The sequence below is a fragment of the Streptomyces sp. NPDC111656 genome (assembly GCF_055656965.1).
This window is the reverse complement of record NZ_JBVKCA010000026.1, coordinates 40,684-62,571: the sequence shown is the minus strand read 5'-3', so window position 1 is coordinate 62,571 and position 21,888 is coordinate 40,684. Positions and strand designations below refer to the sequence as shown.

Annotated in this window: 16 protein-coding genes and 1 pseudogene; 12 read left to right on the top strand and 5 right to left on the bottom strand. The window is 71.4% G+C overall.

The genetic code is table 11. The features are described 5' to 3' along the window. Positions 1 to 141: 141 nt before the first annotated feature. A complete protein-coding gene (locus ACZ7M3_RS45025) occupies positions 142 to 597 on the top strand; it encodes a GNAT family N-acetyltransferase (RefSeq protein WP_472071626.1) in 456 nt (151 codons plus the stop codon). Positions 598 to 662: 65 nt separating this feature from the next. On the opposite strand, the gene ACZ7M3_RS45020 is transcribed toward ACZ7M3_RS45025, so the two are convergent. After that, on the bottom strand, positions 663 to 2,639 hold the full coding sequence (locus ACZ7M3_RS45020; protein ID WP_472071624.1) for a serine/threonine-protein kinase: 1,977 nt from the start codon (positions 2,637 to 2,639) through the stop codon (positions 663 to 665). Between the two features lie 116 nt (positions 2,640 to 2,755). On the opposite strand from ACZ7M3_RS45020, the gene miaB reads away from it, so the two are divergent. Further along, positions 2,756 to 4,285, top strand: a complete 1,530-nt coding sequence (gene miaB / locus ACZ7M3_RS45015; RefSeq protein WP_472071622.1) for a tRNA (N6-isopentenyl adenosine(37)-C2)-methylthiotransferase MiaB — start codon at positions 2,756 to 2,758, stop codon at positions 4,283 to 4,285. 51 nt (positions 4,286 to 4,336) lie between these two features. Next, complete coding sequence (locus tag ACZ7M3_RS45010) at positions 4,337 to 5,056, top strand: class III extradiol dioxygenase subunit B-like domain-containing protein (protein ID WP_450431434.1); 720 nt, start codon at positions 4,337 to 4,339, stop codon at positions 5,054 to 5,056. A gap of 223 nt (positions 5,057 to 5,279) precedes the next feature. On the opposite strand, the gene ACZ7M3_RS45005 is transcribed toward ACZ7M3_RS45010, so the two are convergent. Together ACZ7M3_RS45005 and ACZ7M3_RS45000 are read right to left on the bottom strand one after the other, a co-directional pair. Further along, the gene (locus ACZ7M3_RS45005; RefSeq protein ID WP_355309410.1) at positions 5,280 to 5,543 is read right to left on the bottom strand and encodes an antitoxin; all 264 of its coding nucleotides are present in this window, start codon (positions 5,541 to 5,543) and stop codon (positions 5,280 to 5,282) included. Between the two features lie 24 nt (positions 5,544 to 5,567). Next, positions 5,568 to 5,843, bottom strand: coding sequence for a hypothetical protein (locus ACZ7M3_RS45000; protein ID WP_472071620.1), 276 nt, complete (start codon positions 5,841 to 5,843; stop codon positions 5,568 to 5,570). 183 nt (positions 5,844 to 6,026) lie between these two features. Between ACZ7M3_RS45000 and miaA the strand changes: the two genes are divergently transcribed. The 6 genes from miaA to hflX all read left to right on the top strand — a co-directional run bounded on the left by miaA (position 6,027) and on the right by hflX (position 14,424). Then, positions 6,027 to 6,965 carry a tRNA (adenosine(37)-N6)-dimethylallyltransferase MiaA gene (gene miaA, locus ACZ7M3_RS44995; protein ID WP_099920312.1) on the top strand — a complete coding sequence of 313 codons (939 nt, stop codon included), beginning with the start codon at positions 6,027 to 6,029 and terminating at the stop codon, positions 6,963 to 6,965. Between the two features lie 108 nt (positions 6,966 to 7,073). Beyond that, positions 7,074 to 7,667: a hypothetical protein gene (locus ACZ7M3_RS44990; RefSeq protein WP_472071683.1), complete on the top strand. Its 594-nt coding sequence runs from the start codon at positions 7,074 to 7,076 to the stop codon at positions 7,665 to 7,667. Between the two features lie 63 nt (positions 7,668 to 7,730). Beyond that, positions 7,731 to 8,600: a diaminopimelate epimerase gene (gene dapF / locus ACZ7M3_RS44985; protein ID WP_472071618.1), complete on the top strand. Its 870-nt coding sequence runs from the start codon at positions 7,731 to 7,733 to the stop codon at positions 8,598 to 8,600. A gap of 251 nt (positions 8,601 to 8,851) precedes the next feature. Then, entirely contained in the window at positions 8,852 to 11,164 is a 2,313-nt protein-coding gene (locus ACZ7M3_RS44980; protein ID WP_472071616.1) for a RelA/SpoT family protein, read from the top strand. Between the two features lie 67 nt (positions 11,165 to 11,231). Continuing rightward, the gene (locus ACZ7M3_RS44975; protein ID WP_472071614.1) at positions 11,232 to 12,713 is read left to right on the top strand and encodes a M1 family metallopeptidase; all 1,482 of its coding nucleotides are present in this window, start codon (positions 11,232 to 11,234) and stop codon (positions 12,711 to 12,713) included. A gap of 214 nt (positions 12,714 to 12,927) precedes the next feature. After that, the gene (gene hflX, locus ACZ7M3_RS44970; RefSeq protein ID WP_097224597.1) at positions 12,928 to 14,424 is read left to right on the top strand and encodes a GTPase HflX; all 1,497 of its coding nucleotides are present in this window, start codon (positions 12,928 to 12,930) and stop codon (positions 14,422 to 14,424) included. Positions 14,425 to 14,606: 182 nt separating this feature from the next. On the opposite strand, the pseudogene ACZ7M3_RS44965 reads toward hflX, so the two are convergent. Both ACZ7M3_RS44965 and ACZ7M3_RS44960 read right to left on the bottom strand, forming a co-directional pair. Next, positions 14,607 to 15,655: pseudogene (locus ACZ7M3_RS44965) on the bottom strand (trypsin-like serine peptidase). A 211-nt stretch (positions 15,656 to 15,866) separates the two neighbouring features. Further along, entirely contained in the window at positions 15,867 to 17,096 is a 1,230-nt protein-coding gene (locus ACZ7M3_RS44960) for a trypsin-like serine peptidase (RefSeq protein WP_472071612.1), read from the bottom strand. 284 nt (positions 17,097 to 17,380) lie between these two features. Between ACZ7M3_RS44960 and ACZ7M3_RS44955 the strand changes: the two genes are divergently transcribed. The 3 genes from ACZ7M3_RS44955 to ACZ7M3_RS44945 all read left to right on the top strand — a co-directional run bounded on the left by ACZ7M3_RS44955 (position 17,381) and on the right by ACZ7M3_RS44945 (position 21,878). Next, entirely contained in the window at positions 17,381 to 18,850 is a 1,470-nt protein-coding gene (locus ACZ7M3_RS44955) for a diaminobutyrate--2-oxoglutarate transaminase family protein (protein ID WP_472071610.1), read from the top strand. Positions 18,851 to 19,067: 217 nt separating this feature from the next. Then, on the top strand, positions 19,068 to 21,032 hold the full coding sequence (locus ACZ7M3_RS44950; protein ID WP_472071608.1) for an IucA/IucC family protein: 1,965 nt from the start codon (positions 19,068 to 19,070) through the stop codon (positions 21,030 to 21,032). A 108-nt stretch (positions 21,033 to 21,140) separates the two neighbouring features. Beyond that, positions 21,141 to 21,878, top strand: a complete 738-nt coding sequence (locus tag ACZ7M3_RS44945; RefSeq protein ID WP_351312230.1) for a GNAT family N-acetyltransferase — start codon at positions 21,141 to 21,143, stop codon at positions 21,876 to 21,878. Positions 21,879 to 21,888 lie beyond the last annotated feature (10 nt).

Below are 21,888 nucleotides of genomic sequence, written 5' to 3'. Positions count from 1 at the left end.
GGATGGGGATTCAACGTCTCGGCAGGCCACTGAGAGACTCCCACCATGGAGACGAGTGCGGGGGTGGACCGGACAACGCCGGGGCGGACGCTGCCCGGGAACGGGTCGGGTCGAGGGCCGGGCCGAGGGGCGGGCCGATCCATGGAATGGGCGCTGCGCTCCGCGGAGCAGGTGGATGTCGAGGTGATCGCCGAGCTGCGGGCGACGGTGATGCGCCCGGACCTGGAGCGGTTGGGCCGGTTCGACGAGCGTCGGGTCCGCCGACGGCTGCGGGAGTCCTTCTCCCCGGGGCACACGTCGGTCGTCATCGCCGACGGCGACTTCGCGGGCTGCGTCACGCTGAGGCCGGCCGAGGACGGGCTGTGGCTGGAGCACTTCTATCTCGTCCCGGACCTGCAGGGCCGGGGGCTCGGTTCGGCGGTTCTGCGCACCCTGCTGGAGCGCACCGACGCCGACGGTCTGCCCGTCCGTCTGAACGTCCTGCAGGGCAGCGCCGCCCGGCGACTGTACGAGCGCCACGGGTTCACCGTGGAGGTTCAGGACCCGGTCGACGTCTTCATGGTGCGACGACCGGGTGCGGGCATCCTCGCCCCGTGAGGGGAGAGGCCCAGGAGCGGAGAGGCCCGGGAGCAGAGGCCCCTGAGGGACGAAGAGGTCTGTTCCTAGGCCGCGTTGCGCCAGACCTTCACGTCCAAGGTGGCGTACGTCGTCCCGGACGAACCCCGATACGTCACGAGCCCCACGTGCCCCGTCCCGCTGACCACGCACATCTGCTGGCCGACGGTGAGGTCCTTGACCCAGATGTAGCTCTTGTAGCCGGTCGCCGCCTTGCACGCGTCCAGGCTTCCCTGCCGCCCCGCGGGCAGCAGGGCGAGGGAGCTGCCGGAGTCGGTGCCGGGGGCGAGGACCGCCCCCGAGGAGTAGACGGCGTACGTCAGATCCTCGTCGGAGGTCCCGGTGTCCGCCTTGGACCGCACCGGAGTGTCCGCGAGGTACAGGTCGTGGCTCGCGGTCATCCGGATCCCGGAGTACGTCACCGGGACGGGGGCCGTCGGGGCCGCGGGCTTGCTGGACGCGGCGGTCGGGGGAGCCGAGGTGGCGGTCCGCGTGGGCGTCGGGGGCCCCGAAGGGCTGGGCGGCAGAGCGGACTTGGCGGTCTTGGGCTTCTCCGAGGCCCGGGGCGACGGGGAGCCGGACGCCGAGGGCGAAGCCTTGGCGGACGTGGCCGACTCCGACGCGGCCACGTCCTGTGCCCGGTTGTCCTTCTTGTCGCCGTCCCCGGGGACGAGCAGCAGCGCGGCGGCCGCCCCACCGGCGACGAGTACGACCGCGGCTGCCGCCAATACCCAGCCCCGGGCCCCGCGGCCCTTACCGCCCGTGCCCACCGAGGAGGTCTGCGCGGCGTCCGGCTCCTGCGGTTGCGGCCAGGGATGCGGAGCGTACGGACCGGGCGCGGCCCCTGGCCCCATCACGAAGGGCCCGGGCAGCGAGGCATGGGACGGCGCGGTGGGGGAGTAGGCCATCGGAGGCCCGAAAGCGCCGGGACCGCCGGGACCGGCGTGACCGGCGTGACCAAAGGCGCCGGATCCAGCAGGTCCGAAAGCCCCCGAAGCCCCGGAGGTCCCCGAAGGCCCCGAAGCGTGGGCGTCCGGAACCGCTTCCGCCCGGGCCCGATCGGCGTCTTCGGCCCGAGCCGCGATACCCGCCGCCAGCTCACCCGACAGCCACGCCCCGGACGCGGACCGCGCTTCGGCGCCGAGATCCGCCTGGATCGTCTGGACGGAGCGTATGACCTCCTCGACGGAAGGCCGCTCGGCGGCGGGCTTGCGCAGACACCGTGCCACCAGCTCCCGTATCTCCCCCGGCACGCGGCTGAGATCGGGTTCCTCGTGCACCACCCGGTAGAGCACCGCGTGCGGATCCCCGTCCCCGAAGGCGGCGTGGCCCGTCGCCGCGAACACCGCGGTCTGCCCGAGCGCGAACACGTCGGCCGACGGCATGGCGTCCCCGCCGAGCACCTGCTCCGGCGCCATGTAGGCGACGGTTCCGAGGGCCGTGCCGCTCATCGTCACCGACGTGGCGTCCGCGGCCCGTGCGACACCGAAGTCGATGACCCGCGGGCCGTCGGCGGCGAGCAGTACGTTCGACGGCTTGAGGTCCCGGTGCACGATGCCCTCGCGGTGCACCGCCTGCAGGGCCTCCGCGACTCCGGCGATCAGCCGCAGCACGGTGTCGAGGGGCAGCGGCCCGTGATCGCGTACCGCGTCGGCGAGGGAAGGCCCCGGCACATAGGCGGTCGCGCACCACGGCATCGACCCCCCGGTGTCGCTGTCGACGACCGGAGCCGTGTAGAGCCCGTGCACCCGGCTCGCGGCGGCCACCTCGGCCTGGAACCGCTTCCGGAACTCGGCGTTCTCGGCCAGCTCCGGCCGGATCACCTTGACCGCGACGGCCCGCCCGCCCGGCGTGTGCGAGAGATAGACCCGTCCCATGCCCCCGGACCCGAGCCGTGCCACCAGCCGGTAGCCGCCGACGACCCGAGGATCGCCGTCCTCCAGAGGCTGGAAGCTCTCCATATCGGCCCCACCGTCGCTCAACACGCCCCACTCCACCCCGAGATCCGTTCTGTGGTGCCCCATTGCATCACGGGCTCCCTCGGCCCGGTGGGGACGGCCGCCCACCTCGTGGTCGGGCCCCGCCCGCTCCTCGAAACCCTCGGACGGGGGCTCTCCCGGAACCGCCTACCCTTGGAGGCATGACCAGCAGCAGCGACCGGAGTCAGGCAGTGGACGTTCAGGAACACAAGACCTACGAGGTGCGCACCTACGGGTGCCAGATGAACGTCCACGACTCCGAACGGCTCTCCGGGCTCCTCGAAGGCGCCGGTTACGTGCGCGCGCCCGAAGGGTCCGACGGCGACGCGGACGTCGTCGTCTTCAACACCTGCGCCGTCCGGGAGAACGCCGACAACAGGCTGTACGGCAACCTCGGCCGCCTCGCGCCGATGAAGACGAAGCGCCCCGGGATGCAGATCGCCGTCGGCGGCTGCCTGGCCCAGAAGGACCGCGACACCATCGTGAAGAAGGCGCCCTGGGTGGACGTCGTCTTCGGTACGCACAACATCGGCAAGCTGCCGGTCCTCCTGGAGCGCGCCCGCGTGCAGGAAGAGGCGCAGGTCGAGATCGCCGAGTCGCTGGAGGCGTTCCCGTCCACGCTGCCGACCCGCCGCGAGAGCGCGTACGCGGCCTGGGTCTCCATCTCCGTGGGCTGCAACAACACCTGCACCTTCTGCATCGTCCCGGCGCTGCGCGGCAAGGAGAAGGACCGCAGGACCGGCGACATCCTCGCCGAGATCGAGGCACTGGTCGGCGAGGGCGTCTCCGAGATCACACTGCTCGGGCAGAACGTCAACGCGTACGGCAGCGACATCGGCGACCGCGAGGCGTTCAGCAAGCTGCTGCGGGCCTGCGGGCAGATCGAGGGCCTGGAGCGGGTCCGGTTCACCTCCCCGCACCCCCGTGACTTCACCGACGACGTCATCGCCGCCATGGCCGAGACTCCGAACGTGATGCCGCAGCTGCACATGCCGCTGCAGTCCGGTTCGGACCCGGTCCTGAAGGCGATGCGCCGGTCCTACCGGCAGGACCGCTACCTCGGGATCATCGAGAAGGTGCGCGCCGCCATTCCGCACGCCGCCATCACGACCGACATCATCGTGGGCTTCCCCGGCGAGACCGAGGAGGACTTCGAGCAGACCATGCACGTGGCGCGGGAGGCCCGCTTCTCGGCGGCGTTCACGTTCCAGTACTCCAAGCGTCCCGGCACCCCGGCCGCCACCATGGAGAACCAGGTCCCCAAGGAGGTCGTCCAGGCGCGCTACGAGCGTCTCGTCGCCCTCCAGGAGCAGATTTCCTGGGACGAGAACAAGAAGCAGGTCGGCCGCACCCTGGAGCTGATGGTCGCCGAGGGCGAGGGCCGCAAGGACGGTGCCACCCACCGCCTCTCCGGCCGTGCCCCCGACAACCGCCTGGTCCACTTCACCAAGCCCGACCAGGAAGTACGGCCCGGTGACGTGGTCACCGTCGAGGTCACCTACGCCGCCCCGCACCACCTGCTCGCCGAGGGCGCCGTCCTGGACGTGCGTCGCACGCGCGCGGGGGACGCCTGGGAGAAGCGCAACGCGGCCGAGGCGCCGAAGCCCGCCGGCGTGATGCTGGGGCTGCCGAAGATCGGTGCCCCGGAGCCGCTGCCGGTCGCCACCGGCAGCGGGTGCGGCTGCGACTGACCCCGGGCCGGGGGGCTCCTGGACCGGTCGCGCGGGGTTACGCTGCCGATCATGCTTGTAGCCGCCGCAGTCTGCCCCTGTCCGCCGCTGCTCGTCCCCGAGGTCGCCGCTGGTGCGGCACCGGAACTGGCCGCCGCGCGCGCGGCCTGCACGGACGCACTGGGGGTGCTGGCCGCCTCGCGCCCCGACCTGCTGGTCGTCGTCGGCCCCGCCGAAGAGAGCGGGCGCGGGTCGTTCCCGGAGGGGGCGCCGGGCTCGTTCCGCGGGTTCGGTGTGGACCTCGACGTACGCCTCGGGGGAGGGGCGTCGCTCTCCGGGGCGCCGGAGCGTCCGCTTCCGCCCTCGCTCGCCGTCGCCGCCTGGCTGCTGGAGCGCACGGGCTGGTCCGACGCCCCCGTCGAAGGCCTTGGGGTGGGAGAACCTCTCGAAGCGGAGCGCTGCGTCCGGACCGGGGCGGGGATCGTCGCGCGGGCCGATCGGGTGGCCCTGCTGGTGATGGGCGACGCCAGCGCGTGCCGGACGCTCAAGGCGCCCGGCTATCTCGACGAACGCGCGGCGGGCTTCGACGCGGAGGTCGCGCGGGCGCTGGGTGCGGCGGACGTGGCGGCCCTGAAGGCGCTGGACGCCGAGCTGGCGTACGAACTGAAGGTCTCTGGGCGGGCCCCCTGGCAGGTCCTCGCGGGCGCGGCGGAGAGCGCGGACCTGGGCGGCGCCCTGCTGTACGAGGACGCGCCGTACGGGGTGGGGTACATGGTGGCGGCCTGGTCCTAGGGGGGCCTGTAGGCCCTGGGGATCCTGGGCGTCCTGGCGGTCCTGGGGCTCCGCCCGAGAAGGCCGTCGGCCGACAGGGCCGAGCCTCGATACGGCCGGCTGGACACGGTGGCCCGGACCTGACGGCGCGGACATGGCGGCCCGGACACGGCGGACGGCCGGGAGCCAGGTGTGCTCCGCGGCCGTCCGCCGATGTGTACTGATATGTACTGATGCGTACCCGTCAGGGCGTCGGGGGCGGTGGAGGCACGTCCGGCGGCGGCGTGACGCCGTCGGTTTCCTTGTGCGCGAGTCGGTCCATGGCGCCCTTGGCCTTGCCCGTGCCCGTCTGGATCTTGTCGCTGTACTTGCCCTTGGTCTTTTCGTCGACCACCTTCGCGGCCTTGTCGAGACCGTGAGTGACCTTGTCCCCGTGCTGTTGCGCGAGGTCCGAGACCTTGTCCTTGGCGGGTGCCAGCTTGGCTTTCAAATTGTCCAGGAGACTCATGGTCCACCTTCCCTCGCGGGACAGTTACGTGCGGGCGCTTTCGCCGGCCTCGTTGTCCGCGGCCTTTTCGGCGGTCTGCTGCTGGGGGATCTCGACGTCATCCTTGGCGGTGGCCTCCGCGGGCTCGCTCGCCGCGGCCCCGCCTTCGCTCTCGGAGCCTTCGGACTTCTCGGACGAACCCTTCGCCTCCTCCGTCACCTCCGCCTCGGTATCGGCCGTTTGCGTGTCGGTCTGCACCGCGGCGGTTGACGCCTCCTCCGTAGCCTTCGACCTTCCAAGAATTCGTGCAAAAATGCCCATATCCACTCCATACGTTACTCGTGAGGGCGAAATTCCGCGTCACCCGGTGCGTCCCATTGCGTCGCACGGGTCACCGGCTCTCGAAAACCGGCGGCTGGAACCTCGCAACAGGCAACGACCCCGGGCCCGTGGCGTCACGTAGCTCGTTCGAGAAGAGGCCCCGAGGTTTGCGAGACTGGGGCAGTGAGTAGCGCACCCCCCGCCCCCCGGGTCATCGCCGTCGTAGGACCGACCGCCGCAGGAAAGTCCGATCTGGGCGTGTACCTCGCCCAACGGCTCGGCGGCGAGGTCGTCAACTCCGACTCCATGCAGTTGTACCGAGGGATGGACATCGGTACCGCCAAACTGACGCCGCAGGAGCGCGGCGGGATCCCGCACCACCTCCTGGACATCTGGGACGTGACCGTCACGGCCAGCGTCGCCGAGTACCAGCGGCTCGCCCGCGCCCGCATCGACGCGCTGCTCGCCGACGGCCGCTGGCCGATCCTGGTGGGCGGCTCCGGACTGTACGTCCGTGGGGCCGTCGACAATCTGGAGTTCCCCGGCACCGACCCCGAGGTGCGGGCCCGGCTGGAGGAGGAGCTCACGCTGCGTGGCTCCGGAGCGCTGCACGCGCGTCTGGCCACGGCCGATCCGGAGGCCGCGCACGCGATCCTGCCCAGCAACGGCCGCCGTATCGTCCGCGCCCTCGAGGTCATCGAGATCACCGGGAAGCCCTTCACCGCCAACCTCCCCGGCCACGACTCCGTCTACGACACCCTGCAGATCGGCGTCGACGTCACGCGCCCCGAGCTCGACGACCGCATCGCGCGCCGCGTCGACCGGATGTGGGAGGCGGGGCTCGTCGACGAGGTGCGTGCGCTGGAGGCGCACGGATTGCGTGAGGGGCGTACGGCATCGCGTGCGCTCGGGTACCAGCAGGTGCTCGCGGCGCTCGCCGGGGAGTGCACCGACGCCGAGGCACGCGCCGAGACCGTACGCGCCACCAAACGCTTCGCGCGGCGTCAGGACTCCTGGTTCCGGCGCGATCCCCGGGTGCACTGGCTGAGCGGCGCTGCGGCGGATCTCACAGAACTCCCGCAGCTCGCCCTGGCGTTGGTCGAACGACCGGTCACAGCCTGATCACGTCATGGCATCGGGACGCTCCGGCCGCCGTCCGGGCCTTCGGCGCCGTGCCATCATCGAGCTTCGATCGACCAAGTGGAGTCCGAGTTGGGAGGGCGCGTGGCGATGGAGGCCGGCCCTCGCGACACCGCACAGGACGCGGAGCACGACACCGCGCAGGAGCAGCAGAAACCGCAGGAACGGCTGGAACCGCTGGAACGTCAGGATTTCGTCGGAGATCGACCGGGCCTTGACGGGGACCTGCTGGGCGGCGACGGTGAGCGACTCGGTGTCGACGGTGTTCCGCTGAGCTCCGACGGGCCCGACGAGACTTCCGGCGGTGTGAGCGCCGACGGGCCGGCCCCGGACGAGATGGTGCCGGCCGAGGTCGAGGTCGAGCTGCGCCCGCAGCGTCGACTGCGGATCTGGCAGCTCGCGCCGATCGTGATCCTGGCCGCGACGGGCTCCCTGATGTTCGCCTTTCCGCTCGCCTTCGAGTTCGGTGACGGCGGTGCGGTGGTCGCCATGCTCGGCCTGCTGATCTGCTCGTGCGCCGCGGGCTGGGGCATGATGGCCGCCCGCCGGGTCGGCTACGTGTGGCCGGGCCTGCCGCCGCGGGGCACCGGCCGCCGTCTGGACTGGCGCGTCGTGCTCGCGTACGTCGTGGTGGTCGCGGCGGTGGCGGTACTCGCCGTCTGGCGCGTCGCCCGCCTCCGCTGAGGCCCCCTTCACCTGGGCCCCTGCCCGGAGCGGGGTGTCGGACCGACCCCGTAGGATCGAGGAATGAGCACGCGGATCGCCTTCCTCAAGGGGCACGGGACCGAGAACGACTTCGTGATCGTCCCGGACCCGGAGAACGCCATCGACCTGCCCCCGACCGCCGTGGCCGCCCTGTGCGACCGCCGCGCGGGCATCGGCGGCGACGGTCTGCTGCATGTCGTTCGGTCCGCCGCGCACCCCGAGGCCAAGGAGATGGCGGCCGAAGCGGAGTGGTTCATGGACTACCGCAACGGCGACGGCTCGATCGCGGAGATGTGCGGCAACGGAGTGCGGGTGTTCGCGCGCTACCTCCAGCGTGCCGGACACGTGGCCGAGGGAGACGTCGCGATCGCCACACGCGGGGGTGTGAAGAGCGTGCACCTCTCCAAGGACGGCGCCGTCACGGTCGGCATGGGCAAGGCGGTCCTCCCCGAAGGGGATGTCACCGTGAGCGTCGGCGAGCGCAGCTGGCCCGCGCGCAACGTCAATATGGGCAACCCGCACGCCGTCGCCTTCGTGGACGACCTCGCACACGCCGGCAACCTGTTCACGCCGCCGCCGTTCGCTCCGGCCGCGGCCTACCCGGACGGGGTCAACGTCGAATTCGTGGTCGACCGGGGACCGCGGCACGTCGCCCTGCGCGTCCACGAGCGCGGCTCCGGGGAGACCCGTTCGTGCGGTACGGGCGCGTGCGCCGTGGCCGTCGCGGCGGCGCGCCGTGACGGCGCCGACCCGGCCGTGACGCGGACTCCGTCGACATACACCGTCGACGTGCCCGGCGGCCGCCTGGTGATCACCGAGCACCCGGACGGCGAGATCGAGATGACCGGCCCCGCGGTGATCGTCGCCGAGGGCGAGCTCGACGCGGAGTGGCTGGACACCGTGAAGTTCTGAACGGACGTCTTCTGAACGGACGACCCGGGCGATGTCGTAACCCTGGTTCCTTCCAAAACCTCGCGTCCGTAAACCCCCTGAACCTTCGCTCGAATGGGTGATCCGTTTCACGCTCGGCGAGAGGCGGTCAGCCGGGCGTGGTGGGCTCGGTAGCATCAAGCACCGGCCCGGACGGGGGAATCGGGACCAACCCCTGAGCCGTGTACGCCATGGGGCGCCCCGTCCGCCGGTCTACGCAGCCGGAGGTGCCCATGAGTGCGGAGGCGACGAACCCCGCGACGCCAGCCCCTGCAACGCCCTCCCCCGAGCTCTCGGCCTCTCCCCCACTCTCGACTTCGCTCGAGCGGGGGGACCCCCATGAGCAGGGGGTACCCCCATCGCACCGCAGGAAGAGCCGTCCTCGGATCGATCTGCGCCGCCTCGGCCGCGCCGCGCTGCTCGGCACGACGTCCCGCGACCGGCTGCCCGACGCGATCGGTCACGTGGCCGAGGCGCATCGCGCGCACCACCCCGACGCGAACATGGAACCGCTGCGCCGGGCCTATGTGCTGGCGGAGTCCTCGCACCGCGGCCAGATGCGCAAGAGCGGTGAGCCGTACATCACCCACCCGCTCGCCGTGACCCTGATCCTCGCCGAACTCGGCGCGGAGACCACGACGTTGACCGCCTCCCTGCTCCACGACACCGTCGAGGACACGGAAGTGACGCTCGATCAGGTGCGCGAGGAGTTCGGCGACGAGGTCTGCTATCTCGTCGACGGCGTCACCAAGCTGGAAAAGGTGGACTACGGGGCGGCCGCCGAACCCGAGACGTTCCGCAAGATGCTCGTCGCCACCGGCAACGACGTCCGCGTGATGTCGATCAAACTCGCCGACCGGCTGCACAACATGCGCACGCTCGGCGTCATGCGCCCCGAGAAACAGGCGCGCATCGCCAAGGTCACCAGGGACGTGCTGATCCCGCTCGCCGAACGGCTCGGCGTCCAGGCACTCAAGACCGAGCTGGAGGACCTCGTCTTCGCGATCCTGCACCCCGAGGAGTACGAGCACACCAGGGAACTGATCGTCGACAACGCCTCGCGCGCGAGCGACCCGCTCGCCGAGATCGCCGAGGAGGTGCGCACGGTCCTGCGCGAGGCCGGGATCCCGGCCGAAGTCCTCATCAGACCACGGCACTTCGTCTCCGTGCATCGCGTGTCACGCAAACGTGGGCCCATGCGCGGCGCCGACTTCGGACGTCTCCTGGTGCTCGTGAACGAGGACGCGGACTGCTACGGGGTCCTCGGCGAACTGCACACCTGTCTGACCCCGGTCGTCTCGGAGTTCAAGGACTTCATCGCGGTCCCCAAGTTCAACCTGTACCAGTCGCTGCACACGGCCGTCGCGAGCGGCGACGGCGAGATCGCCGAAGTCCTCATCCGCACCCACCAGATGCACAAGGTCGCCGAGGCCGGGGTCATCGCACTCGGCAATCCCTACGCTCCTCCTTCGGAGGAGCAGTCGGACGAGCAGTCCGAGGGCCGGCCGGGGGGCGGCGGACGCCCGGTGGACGGCGAGCGGGTGGACCCCACCCGCCCCGGCTGGCTCTCCCGGCTCCTCGACTGGCAGGAGGGCGCCCCGGATCCGGACACGTTCTGGTCCACGCTGCGCGAAGACCTCGCCCAGGACCGCGAGATCACCGTCTTCCGCGCCGACGGCGGCTCGCTGGGCCTTCCGGAGGGCGCCAGTTGTGTGGACGCCGCGTACGCGCAGTACGGCGAGGACGCGCACGCCTGCATCGGCGCCCGCGTCAACGGCCGCCTGGCGACCCTCAGTACGGTCCTGAAGGACGGCGACACCGTGCAGCTCCTCATGGGCCAGGACCCCGCCTCGGAGCCCTCCAGAGAGTGGCTGGAGCACGCGCACACGCCCGCCGCGCGGATCGCCATCCAGCGCTGGCTGGCCGCACACCCCTCACCCGTCGCCGCGCAGGACCCGGCGGCCCGGGAAGCCCCGGAAACCGCCGAGACCCCGGCCGCGGCCCGCAGGCCGTCCGCCGAGACACCCGCGGCCCGCCCCACGGACGCGTCCGCCGCCCGCCCCACCGACGGCCCTTCCGCCCGCCCCGCCGCCGCGAACGCCGTCGTCGACCAGCCCGGCGCTTCCGTACGCCTCGCGGGCTGCTGTACGCCCGTACCGCCCGACGAGGTGACCGGGTTCGCCGTACGCGGGGGAGTGGTGACCGTCCACCGCGTGGAGTGCGCCGGAGTGGCGCGCATGAAGAGCTCGGGGCGCGCGGAGGTGGAGGTGCGCTGGGGCGACACCACCGAGTGCCGGGTCACGCTGGTCGCCGAGTCCTTCGGACGCCCGCATCTGCTCGCCGACCTCACCGAAGCCATCGCCCTGGAGGGCGTCGCGATCGTCTCGGCGACCGTCGAACCCCCCAGCCAGCAGCGGGTACGCCACACGTACACGCTGCAACTCCCGGACGCGGCGCACCTTCCCGGACTGATGCGCGCGATGCGCAACGTGCCGGGGGTGTACGACGTGAGCCGGGCGCAGCACGCGGCGGCTGCCACGCAGTAGCACCCGATCGGGTGGGCCCGGCGCGAGTCGTCGCCGCCGGACGGGTGCACGCTGGTAGCCGTGGTCCATGCTGCTCACCCCCCACACCAGGAACCGTCGTATCCAGGGGGCGCTCCTCGCCTCCGCCGTCTCGGTCTGTCTCGTCGCCGCGAGCGCCCCGTCCCCGGACGCACCCCTCGGCATCGGTGACCGCCTCTTCCCGCACCTGGGCAATCCCGGGTACGACGTCAAGTCCTACGACCTCTCCTTCACCTACCCGGGCGTCAACGACAAACCGCTGGCGGCCGTCACCACGATCGACGCCGTGACGTCCGAGCGGCTCGAGCGCGTCAATCTGGACTACACGCACGGCACGGTGGAATCGGTCGAGGTCAACGGCGCGCCGGCGACGTTCACGAGCGCCGGGGAGGACCTGGTGGTGACGCCCGGGGAGCCGGTGCCCGCGGGCGGCTGGATGCGGATCACCGTGCGGCACTCGAGCGATCCGGTCACCACCGGGAAGGGGGACGGCGGCTGGGTGCGGACGAAGGACGGCCTCGCCATGGCCAACCAGGCCGACGCCGGGCACATGGTCTTCCCGTGCAACGACCACCCCTCGGACAAGGCGATGTTCACCATCCACGTCACCGCGCCCGACGGGTACACCGCTGTGGCCAACGGCCTGCCCACCGAGGTCGACCTGGTCGGCAAGTCCACCACGTGGACGTACCGCACCACGCACCCCATGGCCACGGAACTCACCCAGGTGTCCATCGGCCGCTCCAGCGTGGTGCACCGCGAGGGTCCGCACGGCCTGCCGCTCCGTGACGTCGTGCCCACCAAGGACCGCGAGTTGCTCGAACCGTGGCTCAAGAAGACGCCCGACCAGATCGCCTGGATGGAGAGCAAGGTCGGTCCGTACCCCTTCGAGACCTACGGGCTGCTGATGGCCCAGGCGCAGACCGGCTTCGAACTGGAGACACAGACACTCTCTCTCTTCGAGAGAGAGCTCTTCACGGAGCCCGCGCTGCCCAAGTGGTACGTCGAGTCGATCATGGTGCACGAGCTGTCGCACCAGTGGTTCGGCGACAGCGTCAGCCCCCGCGTCTGGTCCGACCTGTGGCTCAACGAGGGCCACGCGACCTGGTACGAGGCCCTGTACGCCGAGGAGAAGGCGGACAAGCCCATGGAGACCCGGATGAAGACGGCCTACCGCGCCTCCGACTCCTGGCGGGCCGCCGGAGGGCCGCCCGCGGCCCCCAAGGAGCCCGCCCCGGGACAGAAGATCAGCATCTTCCGGCCGAGCGTCTACGACGGTGCCGCGCTCGTCCTGTACGCGCTGCGCCAGGAGATCGGGCACTCCGCCTTCGAGCGCCTGGAGCGCACCTGGGTCGCCCTTCATCGGGACGGCACGGCCACGACCGCGGACTTCGAGCGGCTCGCGTCCGCCCTCGCGAACCGTGACCTGAGCGCGTTCTTCCAGGCCTGGCTCTACGGCACGAAGACGCCGCCGATGCCCGGGCACCCGGACTGGAAGAGCGACGCCCCGAAGGCACGCAAGGGCGCCTGAGAACTCGGATGACGAGACGGGACGTGCCGTGCGACCATCATCAGGTCGGCGGCGCGGCCCCGCGGAGGGTTGGCCCGGCGGAATCCGGGAATCTCCCGGTGGTCCCGGACGTTCTCCCTTGTGACGGGCGGTGTCCGTCGCCGATCAGGCTTCACCAGTGACGCCATCGATACCACCAGTGACGTATCGGTGTCCCCATCGACGTAAGGATCCAATGACCTCCTCTTCTTCCCCTTCCCAGGACGCGCAGAGCCTCGCGCAGAACTACCCCGAAGGTCTTCGGGCCGATGCCCTGATGGAAGAGGACGTCGCCTGGAGCCACGAGATCGACGGAGAGCGGGACGGCGAACAGTTCGATCGCTCCGAGCGCGCGGCCCTGCGCCGCGTGGCGGGCCTCTCCACCGAGCTCGAGGACGTCACCGAGGTCGAGTACCGACAGCTCCGTCTGGAGCGCGTCGTCCTCGTCGGCGTGTGGACCACGGGAACGATTCAGGACGCGGACAACTCGCTCGCCGAGCTGGCAGCCCTCGCGGAGACCGCGGGCGCGCTCGTGCTCGACGGCGTCGTCCAGCGCCGGGACAAGCCCGACGCGGCCACGTACATCGGATCCGGCAAGGCCAACGAGCTGCGGGACATCGTCCTGGAGACCGGCGCCGACACCGTGATCTGCGACGGTGAGCTGAGCCCCGGCCAGCTGATCCACCTCGAGGACGTCGTCAAGGTCAAGGTCATCGACCGTACGGCCCTGATCCTCGACATCTTCGCCCAGCACGCCAAGTCCCGAGAGGGCAAGGCGCAGGTCGCGCTCGCGCAGATGCAGTACATGCTGCCGAGGCTGCGCGGCTGGGGTCAGTCGCTGTCCCGTCAGATGGGCGGCGGCAAGGGCGGCGGCCTCGCCACCCGTGGTCCCGGTGAGACCAAGATCGAGACGGACCGGCGTCGTATCCGCGAGAAGATGGCGAAGATGCGCCGGGAGATCGCGGACATGAAGACCGGCCGCGAGATCAAGCGCCAGGAGCGCCGCAGGAACAAGGTGCCCTCGGTCGCCATCGCCGGCTACACCAACGCGGGCAAGTCCTCCCTGCTCAACCGCCTCACCGGTGCTGGCGTGCTCGTCGAGAACGCGCTGTTCGCGACCCTCGACCCGACTGTGCGCCGGGCCGAGACCCCGAGCGGGCGGCTGTACACCCTGGCCGACACGGTCGGGTTCGTGCGCCACCTCCCGCACCACCTCGTCGAGGCGTTCCGCTCCACGATGGAAGAGGTCGGCGACTCCGACCTGATCCTGCACGTGGTGGACGGCTCGCACCCGGCGCCGGAGGAGCAGCTGGCCGCCGTGCGCGAGGTCATCCGCGAAGTCGGCGCGACCGACGTGCCCGAGATCGTGGTGATCAACAAGGCGGACGCGGCCGACCCGCTGGTCCTCCAGCGGCTGATGCGGATCGAGAAGCGCTCCATCGCGGTCTCGGCCCGCACCGGGATGAACATCGACCAGCTGCTCGCGCTCATCGACAACGAGCTGCCCCGCCCCTCGGTCGAGATCGAGGCGCTCGTGCCGTACACGCACGGCAGGCTGGTCGCGCGCGCCCACTCCGAGGGCGAGGTGATCTCCGAGGAGCACACCCCGGAGGGCACCCTGCTCAAGGTGCGGGTGCACGAGGAACTGGCGGCCGACCTCGCGCCGTACGTTCCGGCGCCCGTCGCGCTCTAGGGCCGGTCCGGCGGATCAGGTCGCAGGAAACGGGCGGTGCCTCATCGACGCTGCCAAGCCCCGCGTCTGCGGCATGATCCGCCGGGCAGGCCCTAGCCGCCCGCTTCCGCAGGGACGACGTACGAAGGCCCGCACCCTCTCGCAGGGGGCGGGCCTTCGCCGTGGCCGGGTGAGCGCGGCGCCTACTGTCCGCCGTACCGCTTGCTCATGTTCTCGTAGAGCGACTGCGCGCCCCTGCCGAGCTGCGGCCCCGCGAGCTACGTGTTGCCGACCGGGCCGATCGAGGTGTTCGAGACCAGCTCGGTCTTGCCACCGACGACCCGGAACCAGCCGCCGCCGGAGGAACCGCCGGTCATCGTGCAGCCGATGCGGTACATCGTCGGCAGACTCGGGCTCAGCGACAGCCGCCCCGGCCGGTCGACGCACTTGAACATCTTCAGACCGTTGTACGGCGGCGCGGCCGGGTAGCCCCAGGCGCCCATCGTGCTGACGTCCCGGGCGGAGGGCGCCGAGAAGTCCACGTCCAGCGCGTTGCCGACCGTCTCCTCCAGGGACTTCGAGCCCTGCGCCGGCTTAGCGTGCAGGAGCGCGTAGTCGTACGGGGCGCCCGCGCCGCCCGTCTCATCGACGCCCGCGATCCACTCGTTCGAGGTGGAGGCCCAGTCGGCCCACCACTCGCCGTACGGGGCGATCTGCGCGGCGGAGGCGTTCCTCAGCTCGGACTCGGACCTGCCCTGGTCGTTGTACGCGGGCACGAAGGCGATGTTGCGGTACCAGCCGCCGTTGCCGCCGGCGTGCACACAGTTGCTCGCCGTCCACACCAGGTTGGACGTGCCCGGGTGGTTGACGTCCTTGACGACGGTCCCGGAGCCGGGGCGGCGTGGTCGTGATACGGGGTCTTCTCCGCCGTGGCCTCGACCGGCGCCGGATCCGGGTCGCCGACGCCCTGGTCGGCGGCCGCGTCCTTCGCCGAGATCGTCTTGTCCGGGCCCTTGGCGGACTTCATGCGCTCGGGCTGCCACAGCCCCGCGATCACCGGGTTGACGAAGTCCTTGGCCTCACTGAGCCACTTGTCCTTGTCCCAGTTCTTCCAGCCGCCGTTCTTCCACTGGTCGACGTCGATGCCGTGCTCTTCGAGCTTGCTCTTGACGGCGTCCGGGATCCTGATCTTGTCGTCGCCGTTCCGCGACGAGGAGGCGCTGGACCCGCCCGTCTCGTCTATGGAACGCATGCTGGTGTAACCCCCGTTAAGTGCTGACACCTCACCATGCCCGGGCCATCGGGGGCGAACGGCGGTGGAGTGGTGAAGGTTTCTGTGTGCCACCCCACCGCCGCCCGTGCGGCCCGTGTGCGATTCCTGTCAGGCCCGTCGGGTCACCGGCCTGCGCATCGTCGTCTCACGGGGCCGTTGTCCCACTGACTCCTGTCCCCTGTCCCTTGTCTCACTGGCTCGCGAACTTCTTGCTCACCGAGTCGTACACACCCTTGGCGACCGCACCCAGGTGCGGACCCGCCAGCCAGCCCGCGCTGACCGGACCGATCGAGGTGTTGGACACCAGGGCGGGCTTGCCGTCCGACCCGGTCGCCACCCAGCCGCCGCCGGACGAACCACCGGTCATGGTGCACCCGATGCGGTACATCGTCGGGTCCGCCTCGGCGATCGACAGACGGCCGGGCCTGTCGGTGCACTGGTACAGCTTCTGCCCGTCGAACGGCGCCGCCGCCGGGTAACCGGTCGCCGTGATGCTCGCGACCTTGGGTACGGCCGGAGCGTCGAAGTTCACCGGGAGCGCCGAACCGACCGTCTCCTCAAGAGACTTGCCGTTGCTGCCCTTCTCCGGCGTCACATGCAGGACCGCGTAGTCGTACGACGCGCCCTGACCGCCGGTGGAGCCGCCCTGCGCGATCCACTGGTCCGAGGTCTGCGCCCAGTCGCTCCACCAGACACCGTACGGAGCGACCTCCGTCCGCGCGGCGTTCTGCAGCTGGGCGGACGTCCTGCCGGCGTTGTTGTACGAGGGCACGAAGGCGATGTTGCGGTACCAGCCGCCCTTCTTGCCGGCGTGCACGCAGTGGCCCGCGGTCCACACGAGGTTCGACTTGCCCGGGTGCGCGGGGTCCTCGACCACGGTCGCCGAGCAGACCATCGTGCCCTCGGGGGAGTCGAAGAAGACCTTGCCCGCCTCGGGCACGCTGTCGTGGTAGGCGGCGCTCACGGCCTTCGCCGCCACGGGCGCCGGAGTGGCGTCGGTGACACCCTGGTCACCGGAGAGGTCGTTCTCGTCGACGCCCTTGTTCTTGTCCGGGTCGTCGGCGCCGCGCATCCGGTCCGGGTCCCACAGCCCCTTGATGATGGGGTTGACGAAGTCGTTGGCCTCGCGCAGCCAGTCGTCCTTGTTCCAGTTCTTCCAGGCGCCGTTCTTCCACTTGTCGATGTCGATCCCGTGCTCTTTGAGCTTGTTCTTGATGTCGTCCGGGATCTTGATCTTGCCGTCGGCGCTCTGGGACGCCGACGCGCCGGCCTGGCCGCCAGCGTTGCTGTCGCCCGAGTCGCAGCCGGTGGCGGTCAGCGCCAGCACCGCCGTCAGGCCGACGGCGGCCAGTACGGGGGAGGTTGTGCGGCGCGCGTTCCTCCCTCGACGAGCGGCGAAGGGCGGGCGTATGGATCGCATGGTGTAACTCCCCCTGGACGTAAGAGAACCTGTCAGGATCCGCCGATCCGGAGTCCCTGGGTACGGGACACAGGTGCATCGTTCGGTGTCTCTGAACGGCACCACACACTATGCGCTCGCTGTGGGGGACATCCCACGGAACGGCAACGGTTCCGTCACGGCAAGGATCTTCGACTCACCCGCTTCCCCGAGCCGGTCACGTCGTTGGTACGTACGGGGGGCCTGCCGCCTGTGCTCGGAGCTCCCCGCCAACTCGCCCCTGGACAGCGGGAGGACCTGAAGTCGTGGCCGTGACCGAGTCTGCGGTGGTACCGGTGGGGCGCGAGCCCGAGGAGTCGCGGGAGAGGGTGCCCGGAGTGTCCGAGGGGGCGCGCGCGGCGCACGAGGGGATTCTGCGGCGTCAGTCGGCGCGCGAGTCGGCGGCCCGCACCTACGCGCGCGCCCTGCCGATCGTCCCCGTGCGGGCGCGGGGGCTGACCATCGAGGGCGCGGACGGGCGCCGTTACCTCGACTGTCTCTCCGGCGCGGGCACCCTGGCCCTGGGACACAACCATCCGGTGGTCCTGGAAGCGATCAGAAAAGTCCTCGACTCAGGGGCGCCACTGCACGTCCTCGACCTGGCCACACCCGTCAAGGACGCCTTCACCACCGAGCTGTTCGGCACGCTGCCTCCGGAGTTCGCCGCCCGCGCGCGGGTGCAGTTCTGCGGACCCGCCGGGACGGACGCCGTCGAGGCCGCGTTCAAACTGGTGCGCGCGGCGACCGGACGCACCGGAATGCTCGCGTTCACCGGTGCCTATCACGGGATGACCGCGGGGGCGCTCGAAGCATCCGGGGGCGCGACCGAGGTACGAGTCGCGCGCCTGCCCTACCCCCAGGACTACCGTTGCCCGTTCGGCATCGGCGGTGAGCGGGGTGCCGAACTCGCCGCGCGCTGGACCGAGTCGCTGCTCGACGACACCAAGTCCGGCGTGCCACGCCCCGCCGGGATGATCCTCGAACCCGTCCAGGGCGAGGGCGGGGTGATTCCCGCGCCCGACGACTGGATGCGCCGGATGCGCGAGATCACCGCGGCGCGCTCCATTCCCCTGATCGCGGACGAGGTCCAGACCGGCGTCGGGCGCACCGGAGCCTTCTGGGCCGTGGAACACAGCGGGATCACCCCGGACGTGATGGTCCTGTCCAAGGCCATCGGAGGCAGCCTGCCGCTGGCCGTCGTCGTCTACCGCGACGACCTCGACGTCTGGCAACCGGGCGCCCACGCGGGCACGTTCCGCGGCAACCAGCTGGCCATGGCCGCGGGCACGGCGACCCTCGCCTACGTCCGTGAGAACGGACTGGCCGAGCGCGCGGCGACCCTGGGCTCCCACATGCTCACTCAACTCCGCGGACTCGCCGAGGAGTTCCCGTGCATCGGTGACGTACGGGGCCGCGGGCTGATGATCGGCGTCGAGCTGGTGGATCCCGAGACGGCCCCGGACACCACCACCGACGACCCCCGACCCGCCGCCCCCGAACTCGCCGCCGCCGTGCAGCGCGAGTGCCTGCGCCGCGGACTGATCGTGGAGCTGGGCGGGCGCCGCGCCAGCGTGGTGCGACTCCTGCCGCCCTTGACGATCAGCGACGAACAGGCGACCGCGGTGCTCGATCGACTGGCGGACGCGGTGGCGGCGGTGGCTGCGACGGCGCGAGCGGGACTGGGCGTCTCGACCGGGCACGGTCGGGATTCCGCGTCCGGTGAGCACGCCGGATAGGACCCGCAACCGCCGCGGGCGGCCCGCACAGCGGTCCCCTCGACGGGCCCCCGCGCCCGGTCGGGACGCAGACCTCACTCGGGCCACCCCACTCGCCCCCCTCGACCCGGACCACCGTCCGCCCACCCGGACCGACCAGGAACGCCCCACGCCCCAAGCACGCCAGTACCGCCCCGGTTCGTCGCCGCACGAGCCTGAACGACCCCGAGGAACTCTCTTGAACGCCACCCCCACACCCGACGGCCGTCCCGACACCCACGAGCGAGCGGCCTGTGGCACGCAGACCCCGCCGGCTCCGGGAGCCGACGCGGTCCCCCGGCAGAAGAGAGGGGCCCGGGAGACCGAGCGGCTGCGCGGCGCCACCGCCGACCTGCTGGAACATCCCGCCGCCCACACCGCGGCCCAGGCGGCGGCGGTCGAGAACCTGTTGCGCTGCTGGGTACGGGAGAACAACCTGCCCGCCCCCACCGACGGCACCCTCCGCATCGCCCTCCCGGCAAGCGGTACCTCCCTCCTGACGCCGGTCCACCACTGGTCCCCGACCGGCTGGCACCGCTTCGGCCTCCCGCACCTCGCCGACGCTCCCGACGGAGCACCGCCCGCCGACGCCGTCACCGTCGCGGCGCTGCTGGCGCGCCAGGCGGCGACGGGCGACGGGACGACGAGCACGGCCGAGGCGATGTCGACGCCCGTTTCCGATACCGGCCCCGCCGGGGACGGTGCCGACCTGGTCGGCCGTGTCGCCGACTCGGTGCGGCGGACCGTCGTGTTCATCAACGACCGCAGGGAACGGCCCGCCGACACCCCCAACTTCTTCCTGGCCGCCGAACAAGCACTGGTGCTGGGGCACCCGTGGCACCCCACCCCGAAGAGCCGGGAAGGGCTCTCCGAGGCCGAAGCGCGGCTGTACTCACCCGAGTTGCGCGGCTCCTTCCCGCTGCACTGGATGGCGGTCGCCCCCGCGGTCCTGGCGGCCGACTCGGCGTGGACGGAGCGCGGCCGGCCCGTCCCCGCGCAGCAGCTCACCGCGCGGCTGGCCGGAGCCGGGCTGTCCCTGCCCGACGGGTACGCCGCCCTGCCGCTGCACCCCTGGCAGCTGGCCGACGTCCGGCACCGGCCCGAGACCGCGGCCCTGCTCGACGCCGGACTGCTCCGGGACCTCGGCCCGCACGGCTCCGCCTGGCACCCGACCTCCTCCGTCCGCACCCTCTACCGCTCCGACGCCCCCGCGATGCTCAAACTGTCGCTGGGCCTGCGCATCACCAACTCCCGCCGTGAGAACCTCCGCAAGGAGCTCCACCGGGGCGTGGAGGTCCACCGTCTGCTGCGCGGCGGCCTGTCCAAGCAGTGGCAGTCCGCCCACCCCGGCTTCGACATCGTCCGCGACCCGGCCTGGCTCGCCGTCAACGCCCCGGACGGCACCCCCCTGCCCGGGCTCGACGCGATGATCCGCCACAACCCGTTCGGGCCGACCGACGACGCCGGCTGTGTCGCGGGGCTCGTCTCTCCCCGGCCCCACGCCCGACCCGGCGCACGCGGCGGATCCGAGGACCGGCCCGTCATGCGATCCCGGCTCGCCGAGATCGTCACCCGCCTCGCCGGACGCACCAGCAGGCCCCGTGGCGCCGTCGCCGCAGAGTGGTTCCTGCGCTACCTCGAGCACGTCGTACGCCCCGTGCTCTGGCTCGACAGCGAGGCGGGAATCGCGCTGGAAGCACACCAGCAGAACACCCTGCTCCTGCTGGACCCCGAGGGCTGGCCCACGGGCGGCCGCTACCGCGACAACCAGGGCTACTACTTCCGCGCGTCCCGGCGCGCCGAGCTGGACGCACGGCTGCCCGGCATCGGCGAACACAGCGACACCTTCGTCTCCGACGAGGTCACCGACGAACGCTTCACCTACTACCTGGCGATCAACAACGTGCTCGGCCTCATCGGTGCGTTCGGCTCCCAGCACCTCGCCGACGAACAACTGCTGCTCGCCGGCTTCCGCCGCTTCCTCACCGACGTGGCCCACGGCCCGGCCCGACTGCGTACGCCCCTGCCCGCGCACCTCCTCGACTCGCCCGTCCTGCGCTGCAAGGCGAACCTGCTGACCCGGCTGCACGGCCTCGACGAACTCGTCGGCCCGGTCGACACCCAGTCCGTCTACGTCACCCTCGCCAACCCGCTCCATTCCTGACGAAGCCGCCCTCGCCAACCCCTGCCATTCCTGACGAAGTCATCCTCGCCAACCCCCTGCCGGCCCTGAGGAACATGTCCCACCCCGTCTCCTGAGAGGAGCGTCGCCGTGCCTCCCACCGATGCGAGCACCGACGCCGGTACCGCCCCCGTCACCGACCTCGGAGCCGACCCGGGCCCCGGGCCGGGCACGGACAACGAGGACACCCTCGACCTGCGCCTGCCCGACGAGCTCCTCGCGCTCCTGGGCTCCGAGGTCGAGTCGGCCGGGGGAGACGACCTGCTCGACCGCATCGGTGGCTGGGGCCCGATCGCCACTCCGGTGGGCGCCTTCCACCTGGTCCCCGTCCGTGTGGAGCGTGATCTCCCACTCGTCTCCCGCTGGATGAACGACCCCGCCGTCGCGGAGTTCTGGGAGCTGGCAGGACCCGAGTCGGTCGCAGAAGAACATCTGTGCCGCCAGCTCGACGGCGACGGCCGCAGTGTGCCCTGCCTCGGCGTGCTGGACGGCACCCCCATGAGCTACTGGGAGATCTACCGCGCGGACCTCGACCTCCTGGCCCGTCACTATCCCGCCCGCCCGCACGACACCGGCCTGCACCTGCTCATCGGCGGTGTCGCCAACCGCGGACGAGGCCTCGGCTCCGCCCTGCTCCGCGCCGTCGCCGACCTCGTACTGGACAAGCGCCCGGCCTGCGCCCGCGTCGTCGCGGAACCCGACCTCCGTAACACCCCCTCCGTCTCCGCCTTCCTGAGCGCGGGCTTCAGGTTCTCCGCCGAGGTCGACCTGCCCGGCAAACGGGCAGCCCTCATGGTCCGGGACCGGAGCCTGCGCGACCTGTTGTAGCGCCCTGCCC